Annotated in this window: 11 protein-coding genes; 1 reads left to right on the forward strand and 10 read right to left on the reverse strand. The window is 43.9% G+C overall.

Going from position 1 to position 12,771, the window contains the following annotated elements; genetic code table 11:
- Window positions 1–14: 14 nt before the first annotated feature.
- Together IAQ59_RS08345 and IAQ59_RS08350 are read right to left on the reverse strand one after the other, a co-directional pair.
- Window positions 15–1,871, reverse strand: coding sequence for a DUF349 domain-containing protein (locus tag IAQ59_RS08345; protein WP_209330335.1), 1,857 nt, complete (start codon window positions 1,869–1,871; stop codon window positions 15–17).
- Window positions 1,872–1,928: 57 nt separating this feature from the next.
- The gene (locus tag IAQ59_RS08350; protein WP_209330336.1) at window positions 1,929–2,498 is read right to left on the reverse strand and encodes a YqgE/AlgH family protein; all 570 of its coding nucleotides are present in this window, start codon (window positions 2,496–2,498) and stop codon (window positions 1,929–1,931) included.
- A 101-nt stretch (window positions 2,499–2,599) separates the two neighbouring features.
- Between IAQ59_RS08350 and pdxH the strand changes: the two genes are divergently transcribed.
- Window positions 2,600–3,232, forward strand: coding sequence for a pyridoxamine 5'-phosphate oxidase (gene pdxH, locus IAQ59_RS08355; RefSeq protein ID WP_209330337.1), 633 nt, complete (start codon window positions 2,600–2,602; stop codon window positions 3,230–3,232).
- A 56-nt stretch (window positions 3,233–3,288) separates the two neighbouring features.
- Here pdxH and bshB1 read toward each other — a convergent pair whose 3' ends face one another.
- The 8 genes from bshB1 to IAQ59_RS08395 form a co-directional block, all read right to left on the reverse strand.
- Entirely contained in the window at window positions 3,289–4,008 is a 720-nt protein-coding gene (bshB1, locus tag IAQ59_RS08360) for a bacillithiol biosynthesis deacetylase BshB1 (RefSeq protein WP_209330338.1), read from the reverse strand.
- 2 nt (window positions 4,009–4,010) lie between these two features.
- A complete protein-coding gene (locus IAQ59_RS08365; protein ID WP_245189497.1) occupies window positions 4,011–5,042 on the reverse strand; it encodes a peptidoglycan DD-metalloendopeptidase family protein in 1,032 nt (343 codons plus the stop codon).
- Window positions 5,043–5,050: 8 nt separating this feature from the next.
- Window positions 5,051–5,995, reverse strand: a complete 945-nt coding sequence (trxB, locus tag IAQ59_RS08370; RefSeq protein ID WP_209330339.1) for a thioredoxin-disulfide reductase — start codon at window positions 5,993–5,995, stop codon at window positions 5,051–5,053.
- A gap of 270 nt (window positions 5,996–6,265) precedes the next feature.
- Entirely contained in the window at window positions 6,266–7,129 is an 864-nt protein-coding gene (locus tag IAQ59_RS08375) for a sigma-70 family RNA polymerase sigma factor (protein WP_010853621.1), read from the reverse strand.
- A gap of 84 nt (window positions 7,130–7,213) precedes the next feature.
- A complete protein-coding gene (pnp, locus tag IAQ59_RS08380) occupies window positions 7,214–9,364 on the reverse strand; it encodes a polyribonucleotide nucleotidyltransferase (RefSeq protein WP_209330340.1) in 2,151 nt (716 codons plus the stop codon).
- 101 nt (window positions 9,365–9,465) lie between these two features.
- Window positions 9,466–9,741: a 30S ribosomal protein S15 gene (gene rpsO / locus IAQ59_RS08385; protein WP_209330341.1), complete on the reverse strand. Its 276-nt coding sequence runs from the start codon at window positions 9,739–9,741 to the stop codon at window positions 9,466–9,468.
- Between the two features lie 62 nt (window positions 9,742–9,803).
- Window positions 9,804–11,594 carry an LptF/LptG family permease gene (locus tag IAQ59_RS08390; RefSeq protein WP_209330342.1) on the reverse strand — a complete coding sequence of 597 codons (1,791 nt, stop codon included), beginning with the start codon at window positions 11,592–11,594 and terminating at the stop codon, window positions 9,804–9,806.
- A 70-nt stretch (window positions 11,595–11,664) separates the two neighbouring features.
- Window positions 11,665–12,063 carry an START-like domain-containing protein gene (locus IAQ59_RS08395; RefSeq protein ID WP_209330343.1) on the reverse strand — a complete coding sequence of 133 codons (399 nt, stop codon included), beginning with the start codon at window positions 12,061–12,063 and terminating at the stop codon, window positions 11,665–11,667.
- Between the last annotated feature and the right edge of the window lie 708 nt (window positions 12,064–12,771).

The following is a 12,771-nucleotide window of genomic DNA, read 5'->3' on the forward strand; positions in this document are numbered from 1 at the left end:
TAAAAATGAGCTCATTAAAATTCCCGGATAATCGAAAGCTTCTTCTTCAGACGGTCTACTTCCTGTTCGGCCTTGCCGATCTTCTCCTCAAATTGATCCTTCAATTTGTCTGCGGTTTTGGATGCAGCGAAAAACTCCAAATTATTTTTCCATAAGGTGATGTTATTCTCCAAATCGGCAATTTGCTTTCTGATACCATGTTCTTTTTTATTCAGTACCCTCGCGCTATTGGGGTCGGCTTGGATCTTGTTTAGGTTTAGCCTGAACAGAAAATCATCCTTATCAGCCCCTTCAACCCCTAATTTAGCTATGTACAGATCCACCACATCGGAAAAGGCTGCCGCTATTTCCTTAATATTTTTCCTTGGAACGAAACCAATAGAATTGAATTCCTGGATATAAGCCTCAAGTTTTTCTTCACTGAGGTCAGCACTGGCCTTCGCCTCCTCGGCTATCTGCACACACAATGCCTTTTTCTTATTTAGATTATCCTCATATTCCTTGTTTGCCTCCTTATTGGAATTTCTTCTGCTTTGAAAAAAAGTGTCACAGGCAGCCTTGAACCGACCATACAAGTCATCCCGGCTTTTCTCCGGCATCGGTCCGAGCTCCTTCCACTCCCTTTGCAACCGTATTAGTTCATCGGATGACTCCTTCCAATCCGTGCTATCCTTATGCTTTTCTGCCTCAAGTATTAATAGCTCTGCCTTTTCCTTATTCCGCTTTCGAACCTCATCCAATTCTTTAAAAAACTGGTTCTTATGATTGAAGAACTGCTTGAAAAGCCCCCAAAACGCCTTATTCACTTCCCTGCCGTTTTCTTTGGGGACTGGTCCGATCGCCTCCCAATCTTTTTGGATAGCAAGCAGCTCCTTTGTTTTGTTATTCCATTCCTTTATTCGATCGGCTTTAAAATCTCTAAAAGGCTCTAACTTTTCGATCAGCTTTAATTTCAGCTCCAGATTACCTTTATAAACAGACTTTTGCTCTTCATAGAATTCCTTCCGTCGAGAGTAAACGGCATCAGAGGCAGCCTTAAACCGTTGCCAAACCTGCTCCTGATCCTCTCTAGGTACCGGGCCTACATGCTTAAACTCTTCATGTAGCTCGTTGAGATTTTTGATTGCTTCCTTCAAATCGGATTCTGAACCGAGGGCCTCTGCCTTTTCGCAAAGCTCTAGTTTACTTTCCAAGTTCTTCTTTCGATCCAGCTCCTTTAGTTCAAAATAGATGCTGCGATTATCATAAAATCGATCCATCAGGGCATTGTAGGACGCCCATAGGTTTTTATTCTGGTTAGCAGGAACAGGACCTATAGATTTCCACTCCTGCTGAATTCCCTTAATTACTTCTATACTTGACGTGGTCTCCTCACTGTCCACAAGCTCTCGAAGCCTGTCCAATACAGCCGTTTTAGCTGTTGCATTGCGCTCCTTCGCTCGTTCGTTTTCCTTAATCTGCTTAGACCTGCGCGACTTAAACTCATGATAGACTGCAAAAAACTCCCTATCTTCCTCTGCGTCCCGATATTCAAAGTCATCTTCAGCACCTCCATCTGCGAGAAAAAGCTCCAAAGCAGCGTCTTTCTCCTTTTGGTAAATTTCATCGTAATGACTTTTAATATCGTTTACCTGAGGGTCACATTTAATATACTGATCACTTTTTAAAATTTCTTTGATGGCAAGGAGCAGTTTTTGCTTCGAATAACCACTAAAATCAACCACCTCCTCATCTTGTGATTCTTCGCTTTGATCTTCTTCTGCTTCCAAACTGGCATTTTCTACTTCCTGCCCTTTACCCAATTCCGGATTTTCACTTACTTCTTGGGTCGCCTTGTTGTCTTCTTCAGACATTTCTTTATCATTCTCCATAATATACTAAACGTGCTGACTACTTAAGGGTGTCTAAACAAAAGTAGTGATTTTGGTTTAATTTAATCTTGGGTCTATCGGATAATTTGCTAAGACTTGATAGTCTCCGCCCATATTCTTTAGAATCACACGCCATAACTCGTCCGGATCGGAAAAGAAAATATGATCGGTAAACTCATTTTTGCATACGATCCAGGTCTTTTCTTCCAATTCCTCATTCAATTGGCCACCGTTCCATCCAGAATACCCGATAAAAAACCGAAAAGTATCCAGGTCCAAAACTCCCCTTTTGTATTTTTGGATGAGTTCATTGAAATCACCACCCCACCAAAGGTCTCCCTGAAGAGACACACTATCTTCGAGTTGCTTCTCGCCAAAATAGATAAAATGGAGCGTGTTTTGCTCGACTGGACCACCTACGTACACATCACTGTCAAATCCTTCCAAACCATCCAACAGGTCTCCAAGTTTAAACAAAGAAAGTTTGTTCAAAACAAGGCCAAAGGAACCTTTATCGTTATTTTCGCACAGTAGTACCACTGACCTCACAAAATTCTCATCTTGCAAAAAAGGCTCGGAAATAAGCAAGCATCCGGAATGTGGCGGTATCGTAGAATGCAAATGCATCAAAAATCATTTTGATATGAAGCGGTCAATATAAAGCAAAAAAAATTAAATACAACGATCTAGCGCATCTAAATTTAGTTTTCCCCTTATAAAACTATAAAATGAAAATATCAGACATCAGAAAGGAGTATTCTTCAAAAATATTAGAAATAAACAAGGTTGAAAAAAGTCCCATAGAACAATTCAAACGGTGGATGACGGAGGCACTAGAAGCCCAGGTAATGGAGCCAAATGCCATGAATCTGGCTACAATCGGGTTGGATAACCGCCCCTCCTCACGAATCGTACTTTTAAAGGGCATCGATCAGGGGTTCGTTTTCTTTACAAATTACGAAAGCAAAAAAGGTCAAGAACTCATAGAAACTCCCTTTGCTTCTCTCACATTTTTCTGGCCAGAAATGGAAAGGCAAGTACGTATAGAGGGCCGTACAGAAAAAATAAGTGAATCAGAATCCGACGAATACTTTCTTTCCCGACCGACCGAAAGTCAAATCGGTGCATGGACATCTCCCCAAAGCCAAGAAATACCAAGCAGGCTGTTTTTAGAGGAAAGGCGGAAACATTTTGAAGATAAATTCAATGAAAAACCACTCCAAAGGCCTCCTCACTGGGGAGGATTTAGGCTTTTGGCAGATCGATTGGAGTTTTGGCAAGGCAGACCTGGGAGGCTTCACGACAGAATTAAGTACCAACTTAGGGATGGCCAATGGAATATCGCACGCCTTGCGCCATAACCCTTCTGCAAACTAGAGAATCAAACCGGAGGTACCTATCATCGCATATAGATTGTTTAGATCAGGTGAAAAAGGTTTTCTATGCCAGGAACCCGCTCTACCGTAAAGCCCTCGCCATAGGTCACCGAAATCTTATGCCCCATCTCACGGGCACGTGCTTCGATGAAGTCCAGAAATCCGGGACGTGAAATAAAACTTTCCGGCTCCCGGCTCTCCGGATCAAAGAATTGGGACTTGAAAGCTAAGATACTGTTTTTTTTAACCTCCCAATAGTCAGAGATATCTACTACCAAATCGGGTTCAATATAATTATTTTGAATATAATGGTAAACGGCTTTGGGCCTCCAAGCGTCCTGAGGAACGCCATCGATCTCAGTCTCTAGACGACGGAGTCCGCTAAGAAAGCAAGCCTTTGTGGCTAAACTCCCTCCTTTTCCGTGATCCGGATGCCGGTCGGTGATGGCATTGGCCAAAACGATCTCTGGACGGTATTTGCGCAAGATCTTTGCGATTTCTACTTGATATTTCTTTTCCTCGGAAAAAAAGACATCTTCAAATGCGAGGTTTTCACGAGCACTCAATCCCAAAACCCTTGCCGCCGCATTCGACTCTTCCAGACGAATCGCAGGCGTGCCTCTAGTTCCCATTTCACCTTGGGTCAGATCCAGTATTCCTACACGATAGCCTTTGGCTACATGAGAGGCAATGGTACCAGAACAAGAAAGTTCCGCATCATCCGGATGGGCGGCTATCGCCAAAATATCTAGTTTTACCATATTCATCTTATTTTCAACCTCATCCCCACCCGGAGAATCGTCCTGGTAGAAATATTGTTCATTCGTGTAATATGAGAGACGGACACACCGTATTTCCTGGCTATCACCGAAAGATTCTCACCACTACGAACCCGGTGTACCACCGCCTCCTGCATCTTGATTACGTGGTCAAAACTAGCCGATGTTATCGTATACAAGGGACTTCGGATTTTGTGGTTTTCAAAATCATACAAGTTCTTTGGATCAATCGAGAGCCCTTTATACCGCACTTCAAAATGAAGGTGTGGACCGGTACTCCTCCCGGTATTTCCCCCGAATCCAAGCACAGAACCCGCAACCAATTCCTCCCCTACCTTCACCAAAATCTTGGATAAATGCCCGTAAAGAGTCTCCAACCCATTGCGGTGACGTACCAATACAAAGTGTCCATACCCGTACCGATCATAACTTGCCATTCGAACTATCCCGTCAAATGCCGAAAAGACCGAATCCCCCACACTTAAGCGGAGATCGATCCCGTGATGCCAACGATATCTCCGGAATCCAAATTCGGAACTTACTCTACTATCCTTTAAAGGCATGCTCCAAAGCGACCCATAATACGGATCAAAAAGCCTAACAGGAATAGTATCTTTGAAATCCTTGGGATTAAAATCATAGATATCAATTTTTTTACTATCCCAAGAGGCAAAATACTCGTAAGCAGTCACCCAAATGCTATCGATCAGCGTCTTTTCAGATACTTGAACCAACTGATTAGTCGGTGCCCAAACAATTGACAAGGTATCCTCATTGACAATCGAAAGCCTCTTTTTGAGGTCTATACCGCCACTGAAAATCAGGGAGTCTGTCCCTCGCTGCAGGTTAGACAAATATTCCTGCACATCAAAAGGCTGAATTTTCTTTTGATCGGGAATCAACGAATCCTTCGATGGAGACCTTTTGACTAGTCGGGGATTAACTTGTGCCTCTGCTAATTGGGAAACCAGAAAGCAAATCATTCCCATCAAGCAGCCAATCCGCAATATCGCCATCAAAGAGACTAAGCTAGTTCCTGTTCTGCCAAAAACCGCTCGGCATCCAACGCAGCCATACAGCCCGTACCGGCCGCGGTTACTGCTTGCCGGTATACATTATCTTGGGCATCTCCGCAGGCAAAAACACCCGGGATATTGGTTTTTGTGGACCCCGGCTTAGTCTGAATATACCCATTTTCATCCATATCAATGAACTGCTTAAACACCTCCGTATTTGGCTCATGGCCTATGGCAACAAAAAAAGCTCCAACCGACAATTCTTTGTGTTCACCCGTCAGATTATTTTTAAGCGCTACTCCGGTGACTTCATCATCTCCAAGCACCTGAACGGTTTCGTGGTTCCACAGCACCTCAATTTTCGGATTGGAAAGCACCCGCTTTTGCATGATCTGAGAGGCACGTAACTCATCCCTTCGAACGATCATATACACCTTTTTGCATATATTGGACAAATAAGAAGCTTCTTCGCATGCCGTATCTCCACCTCCAACGATCGCTACCTCTTGCCCTCTGAAAAAGAACCCGTCGCAGACGGCACAAGCAGAAACACCCCTGCCGTTCAGCCTCGATTCACTCTCAAGACCAAGCCATTTAGCCGAGGCACCGGTAGAAATAATGACGGTGTCCGCTATGAGTTCAACGGAATCGTCTACAGTCACCTTGTGCGGCATTTGGCTGAAATCCACTTGGGTTATCAGGCCGTACCGAACCTCCGTACCGAACCGCTCCGCTTGCTTTCTGAAATCTTCCATCATCTCCGGACCCATCACACCATCGGGGTAGCCCGGGTAATTTTCCACATCCGTGGTTATGGTGAGCTGCCCCCCAGGTTGAGCACCTGTATATAGAACGGGATTCAACCCCGCACGAGCCGCATAAATAGCGGCAGTATATCCTGCCGGTCCCGAACCAATGATCAAAACCTTTACGTGTTCAATGTCCTTATTCATATCATTATTGTAGTCTAATACCGGTCAAATAGGTTATATATGATTGGATTATAAACCATCTTGGATAAACCAACGCCGAAGCGGGGGCCCGATGATAGTTGAATTCCGATGATTTCGCTATTTAAGAGGGCAAATTTTGGCAATTTTACCTAATAAACAAAGGAACAAAGTCACAGAAGAAAACACCTTTTAACCTAAATTAACAAATCCAGCGTAAAAAAAAAGGGGAACTACCCCCTTTCTTTTTCATTATTCCTAGAGACCGCCCCCCTAACCCAAATAAGGCTTGAGCGTTTTGCTCCTTGATGTATGGCGCAATCTGCGTATCGCCTTTTCTTTGATTTGCCTTACTCGCTCACGAGTAAGATTAAACTTCTCTCCGATCTCCTCAAGGGTCATGGCATGCTCGCCATTTAACCCAAAATACAGCGTAATCACATCTGCCTCACGTTGGGTAAGGGTAGAGAGGGCACGCTGAACCTCCTTTCGGAGGGAATCGTTCATAAGTCCATCGTCCGGCTTCGTCTCACCGTCGTTTTCCAACACGTCCAAAAGGCTATTTTCTTCTCCTTGAACGAACGGAGCATCCATAGACACGTGTCGTCCTGAAATTTTCATGGTATCCACTACTTCCCCCGCGGTAACTTCCAAGACTTCTGCAAGTTCCTCTGGAGATGGTTCACGCTCAAATTTCTGCTCCAACTCGGAAAAGGTCTTACTGATCTTGTTCAAAGAACCCACTCGGTTTAGAGGAAGTCTAACAATCCTAGACTGCTCGGCAAGTGCCTGAAGAATCGACTGACGAATCCACCAGACCGCATAAGAGATAAACTTAAAACCCCTGGTTTCGTCAAAACGCTGAGCTGCCTTGATAAGACCAAGGTTTCCCTCATTGATCAAATCACCCAAGGACAATCCTTGGTTTTGATACTGTTTGGCCACAGACACCACAAACCTTAGGTTGGCTTTGGTAAGCTTTTCTAGAGCAAGTTGGTCTCCCTCCCTGATCCGTTTCGCCAAGACGACCTCTTCATCCGCAGTAAGAAGGTCTACCTTGCCTATTTCCTGTAGGTATTTGTCTAGAGACTGACTTTCTCTGTTGGTAATCTGTTTGCTGATTTTAAGCTGCCTCATTCAAGTATCTGATTTTTTAAACGCCTTATATAACAGAACTATCTTTAAAATAAGTTCATTCAACCGTGATTGTTTAAACCTATGTTACGATTTTTGGGCCGATTTATCAGACTTATCCGCCTTTGGTAGCAACACCTTCCGCGAAAGTTTGTATTTACCGGTTTTCTTGTCCACGTCGATCAATTTAACGGTAATTTCCTCACCGGTCTCCAGCACGCCATCCATGGATTCAAGTCTTTCCCACTTGATTTCAGAGATATGGAGTAATCCATCCTTACCCGGCATAAACTCCACAAATGCACCGAAAGGCATGATGTTTTTCACCTTTCCAGTGTACACTTCTCCAATCTCAGGCTGTGCAACGATGGCTTTTATTCGCTGTATGGCGCCATCCATCGAGGTTTGATTATTGGCAAAAATATTGATCTTGCCCATATTATCCACTTCCTCTATGATGATCGTTGCTCCCGTATCTTTCTGGATCTCCTGAATCACCTTTCCGCCAGGCCCGATCACCGCTCCGATCAACTCCTTCGGAATCTCCATATTTTGGGACCTAGGTGCATGTGGCTTATAATCCTCTCTAGGCGCAGCCAAGGTTTTGCTAATCTCATTCAATATATGTAGCCTACCGTCCTTTGCTTGATACAATGCTTCCTTCAGCACGGCATAATCCAAGCCCTCTACCTTTAGGTCCATCTGACAGGCGGTAATACCCTTTTCTGTACCTGTCACTTTAAAATCCATGTCACCAAGGTGATCTTCGTCTCCGAGGATATCGGAGAGGATCGTATACTTACCAGTAGAAGCATCGGAGATCATCCCCATCGCAATACCCGTTACCGGCGCCTTTATGGGTACCCCCGCATCCATCAGCGCCAAAGAACCCGCACATACGGTGGCCATAGAGGATGAGCCGTTTGACTCCAAAATATCCGAAACTACGCGGATGGTATACGGATTTTTCGCATCCGGCGGCAACACCCTCCGCAAAGCCCTCATAGCTAAATTACCATGCCCAATCTCACGACGGCCAGGTCCTCTATTTATCTTTACCTCCCCAGTGGAAAAACCAGGAAAGTTATAATGCAGGTAAAACTTATTGTATCCGGAATGCACGGCTCCGTCCACCATCTGTTCATCCAACTTGGTTCCCAACGTACAGGTGGTGATAGACTGTGTCTCTCCTCTAGTAAACACCGCTGAACCGTGCGCCGAGGGCAGGTAGTCTACCACAGACCAAATAGGTCTGATTTCGCTTGGATTCCTGCCATCCAGTCTCTTCTTCTCATGAAGCGTAAAATTGCGGGCCGCTTCCTTATGTATTTTGGCGAAATACTTACCAATCAAAAAGCTATCATACCCGTGATCCTCGCCTAAGCCATCCACAAAGCCCTGTTTGATCGCCTTTATCAACTCAGATCGCTCGTTTTTGTTGGGAATCTGACGGCTTACCACTTCATAGCAGGCATCGTAAAGTTCATCCTTCATACGGGCAAGCAAGGCCTCGTCATGGTTTTCATGCGAATACTCCCGCTTCACTTCCTTTCCCAGCTCCCTGGTAAGCGCCTTCTGAACGGCACAATGCCTCTTGATCTCCTGATGTGCCAGCTCTAAAGCCTCCACCATTTCGTCCTCGGAAATTTCATCGGCTTCGCCTTCCACCATCAAAATGAATTCCTCAGAACCCGCAACCATAAATTCCAACGTAGCTATTTTTAGCTCCTGAGGTTTTGGGTTAATAATCAGCTTTCCATCCACTTTGGCCACGCGAACCTCAGAAATGGGGCCGTTGAAAGGAATATCTGATACCGCAATGGCAGCTGATGCAGCCAAACCTGCCAGTGCATCCGGCAATACCTCTTCGTCAGAAGACATCAACGTGATGGTAATATTCGTATCTGCATGATAATCGTCCGGAAACAAGGGACGGACCGCGCGGTCTACCAAGCGGCTTATCAACACTTCGTAATCCGACAATCTGCCTTCTCTCTTTAAAAATCCTCCGGGAATCTTCCCGGAAGCAGCAAATTTCTCCTGATAATCGACTGATAATGGAAGAAAGTCGACACCATCTCCTGCCTCTTTCTTGGTAACAATCGTAGCCAATAGAATGGCTTTTCCCATTTTTACAACGGCCGAACCGTCTGCCTGCTTGGCTAGCGCTCCGGTTTCAATGATAATCTCTCTACCATCTTCTAATATGATAGATTTACTGATAACGTTTGGTAACATAAAATGTAATGATTCTGAAAGGTGAATAGTTTTAAAAGTAAGGTTTACTAAAGGATAAGTAAAAAAGTAAGGTCCTTCATGAGAAGAACCTTACAGTAATCTTATTTACGGATTCCCAGCTCGGCGATAATTGACCGATATCTCTCGATGTCATTTTTGACAAGGTAGTTCAACAGGCTTCTTCTTTTACCTACCAGCTTTAACAAGCCCAAGCGGGATGAATGGTCTTTTTTATTCGTCCTAAGGTGTTCTGTCAAGTGTTGGATTCTGTAAGTAAACAACGCAATCTGCGCTTCTGGAGAACCCGTATCCTTTTCAGACTTCAACCGACCATGATTCTTAAACAACTCTGATTTTTTTTCTTTACTTAAATACATGCTTAGTCAAGTTAATACGGCTATTTTAATAAAACAGACACAAAGGTACAAACATTTTTTTGTTATGAAAACTCTTCCTTCAACTTTTCTCGTTTTGGGATTCTGGCGAAGCTATTTTTTATCCTTTGGAGGAATCCATAATAAAAATCTGCTTCAAATATCCGCGCATCCTTTCTAGCTTGTCTTAAAAAAAACAACCCAAAAGGTATCAATGAAGCGATTGAAAATGAGGTACCGAAGAGTGTTCCTGTCACTCCTTCCTTAGCCCACTTTTCACCGGTGATGGTGAGCATATAGTAAATGATAAAGAAAATGATCGACACCAACACCGGCATACCCAGCCCCCCCTTCTTTATGATGGCCCCCAAAGGAGCCCCGATCATAAACATCACAAAACAGGCTAATGCCTGCGTATATTTTTGAAACCACGAGATCTGAAACCTCCTAAACTCCCTTTCCAGCGCGTCTATTTGGTTCTTATTGGTTGTGAAATTGTTCTTCAAGTTTCTCGCGCTCGTTAGTGCACTTGCGGCTGCAGAGATCATCTGACGCTGTGTATCCCGAAGAGAATCCAATTTTGCCCTTTGTGCATCAGTCAATAACAAGATTTCCTTCTCCTGCCGAGGTAAAACAACCGAAGCTATTTGATTGCCTCCCTCGGAAGAAACCGGGTTATCAACTACCGCATTCGTTATCGTATCATTTGAATATGCCGACGCTAAGGAATCAACAGAGGAAGTTCCACCCCCTACTGAACCTGCAACCGTATCCCTAGTCTCGGCACGTTGATCAGCTGCCAATAAACGGGCGGCCTCACTCTGTTCATTGAGGTCGGCACCTTGCAGGCTAACACCATGGGTCAATTCATACTCTTCCTGGTATTTTAGGTTACGAATAGAGTCTGCCAAAAGCTTCTTTCTGACGAGGTCTTCGGGCGGCGTAATTTTACGTTCCCTTCCAAAGTAAGCGTAGGATGCCTCGGTCGTGGCATAGTTGAAAAACAACTTTTGACTGATCTCTCTATCCATGGAATCTAGATCAATACGGATCTCCCCGATATTTTTGATGGACCGGTTATTCGACCAAAGATTTTCGGGTGTTCGGTTCATCTCAAAGGCTTCCAAATCAAAAACCATTTCATTGGTACTGAACCGAGTACGGTTGAAGGTTGGAGGCTTATCCTGAATACCTCGTTGACTCTGCCCCTCCTGATAGCTACTACCATTGTACAGGGTGAGCATCATATACCGATCATTGAAAAATGGCTCCATCCTTCCAGAATCGGCAGTGATTACGTGAATATTCCCCTGACCTGACGTATGGTCATAAATAAGCACATCTCTCAGGCGTATTTCATCCAGCTTTTGGTTAACCTTGATACTGTAATTAGGTATTCCATTATAAAAAACACCTTCTTTAATATCCAGTGCCGGTGATTTCATACGTATATCATAGAGCAAGCTAAAAGTCTTTAGATTCACCCTTGGAACCAAGTAATTATTGGATAGGTAAGCAAACACAGTAAGAAACACCACAAACACACCAATGGGCCGTAAAGCCCTAAGCAAGGATATCCCGCTACTTTTAATGGCTGTCAACTCAAAATGCTCGCCCAGGTTACCAAAAGTCATCAGTGAAGATAATAGCACCGCCAGCGGCAATGCCATAGGAGAAATGCTGATCACAAAATAACTTATCAGCTCCATATAGACCATGAAAGGCAGGTCCTTACCAAAAATCTCATCAAAATATTTTAACATATTCACTGTCAAAAGGATAAAATCCACGACAATAAATGTGAGCAAAAACGGCCCAATAAAAGACCCTAAAATCAGCTTATCGAGTTTTTTCATAAACAACTAGACAACACAGCGGCTGCCTTTACTGAAACTTGATTGGGACAAATTTAGGAATAATCCGATGCTATCCCCCTATTATCTCCTTGAGATTAGTGATCAAACCCTCCCAAATCCCCACTTGTTCCTGATTATCATAAGCGTCACCGTAATCGATCACCCGCAGATAAAATGTCTGTGTGAGTTCATTTTCATCGAGCTTAAATTCTATAAACGAGGGATCCTCGTCCACATCCTCATCAGTGGGATCAAAAAACTCAAACTTGACGTGGTGGTTAATCCTCATGATGGTAGGCCGGGCGAAATGATCCTCTCCGTCGAAGATGAAATTATAAACCTTGTCTTCATTGATGATCACATCGTCTGCAAACCATTGAGATAGCCCACTGGCTGTGCTTAAATAAGGATAAATCACCTTCTTGGAAGTATTTATCTGATAGTCAGATACAAATTTATTTTTTACCATGGCACAAAGTTTTTAATAGGCAAAAAGTAACTATTTTTTTTAGGATTCCCACTTGGAATTCAATATTTATACCCACATATTTGCATTCCCAAAAGCGGGGCATCTACTCGACCAAGTTGCATAATAAGAAAACAAGCCCAATCCAGGCAATTTCGTCGCTTATGCAGGAGCAAGGTAGATGTGTGAAGGTACGAATATTTTAACTAAAACAATTGGTTGAACACATCCGATTCCTTTCGGTTGATCATCAATGGGTAGTTCTGCTTTTCGGAATATAGGAGACAGCTTCAACACCTGGCGCATTGTTGATAGTGAAATAAGCTTGACAATTTGGCGAGGTAGCTCAGTAGGTTAGAGCGCAGGATTCATATCCGCCTAGGCGGACACGGGTTCAACTCCTGAAAATAGTTGGTGTTAAAATATATTAGTCAATTTGGCGAGGTAGCTCAGTCGGTTAGAGCGCAGGATTCATATCCGCCTAGGCGGACACAGGTTCAACTCCTGAAAATAGTTGGTGTTAAAATATATTAGTCAATTTGGCGAGGTAGCTCAGTCGGTTAGAGCGCAGGATTCATATCCGCCTAGGCGGACACAGGTTCAACTCCTGAAAATAGTTGGTGTTAAAATATATTAGTCAATTTGGCGAGGTAGCTCAGTCGGTTAGAGCGCAGGATTCATATCCGCCTAGGCGGACACGGGTTCAACTCC

The organism is Lunatimonas salinarum (assembly GCF_017811155.1).
Taxonomy (GTDB): domain Bacteria; phylum Bacteroidota; class Bacteroidia; order Cytophagales; family Cyclobacteriaceae; genus Lunatimonas; species Lunatimonas salinarum.

Coding starts and splice junctions, on each gene's coding strand:
- IAQ59_RS08345 (WP_209330335.1), bottom strand. CDS start 1,871: ATGGAGAATGATAAAGAAATGTCTGAAGAAGACAACAAGGCGACCCAA.
- IAQ59_RS08350 (WP_209330336.1), bottom strand. CDS start 2,498: ATGCATTTGCATTCTACGATACCGCCACATTCCGGATGCTTGCTTATT.
- pdxH (WP_209330337.1), top strand. CDS start 2,600: ATGAAAATATCAGACATCAGAAAGGAGTATTCTTCAAAAATATTAGAA.
- bshB1 (WP_209330338.1), bottom strand. CDS start 4,008: ATGGTAAAACTAGATATTTTGGCGATAGCCGCCCATCCGGATGATGCG.
- IAQ59_RS08365 (WP_245189497.1), bottom strand. CDS start 5,042: ATGGCGATATTGCGGATTGGCTGCTTGATGGGAATGATTTGCTTTCTG.
- trxB (WP_209330339.1), bottom strand. CDS start 5,995: ATGAATAAGGACATTGAACACGTAAAGGTTTTGATCATTGGTTCGGGA.
- IAQ59_RS08375 (WP_010853621.1), bottom strand. CDS start 7,129: ATGAGGCAGCTTAAAATCAGCAAACAGATTACCAACAGAGAAAGTCAG.
- pnp (WP_209330340.1), bottom strand. CDS start 9,364: ATGTTACCAAACGTTATCAGTAAATCTATCATATTAGAAGATGGTAGA.
- rpsO (WP_209330341.1), bottom strand. CDS start 9,741: ATGTATTTAAGTAAAGAAAAAAAATCAGAGTTGTTTAAGAATCATGGT.
- IAQ59_RS08390 (WP_209330342.1), bottom strand. CDS start 11,594: ATGAAAAAACTCGATAAGCTGATTTTAGGGTCTTTTATTGGGCCGTTT.
- IAQ59_RS08395 (WP_209330343.1), bottom strand. CDS start 12,063: ATGGTAAAAAATAAATTTGTATCTGACTATCAGATAAATACTTCCAAG.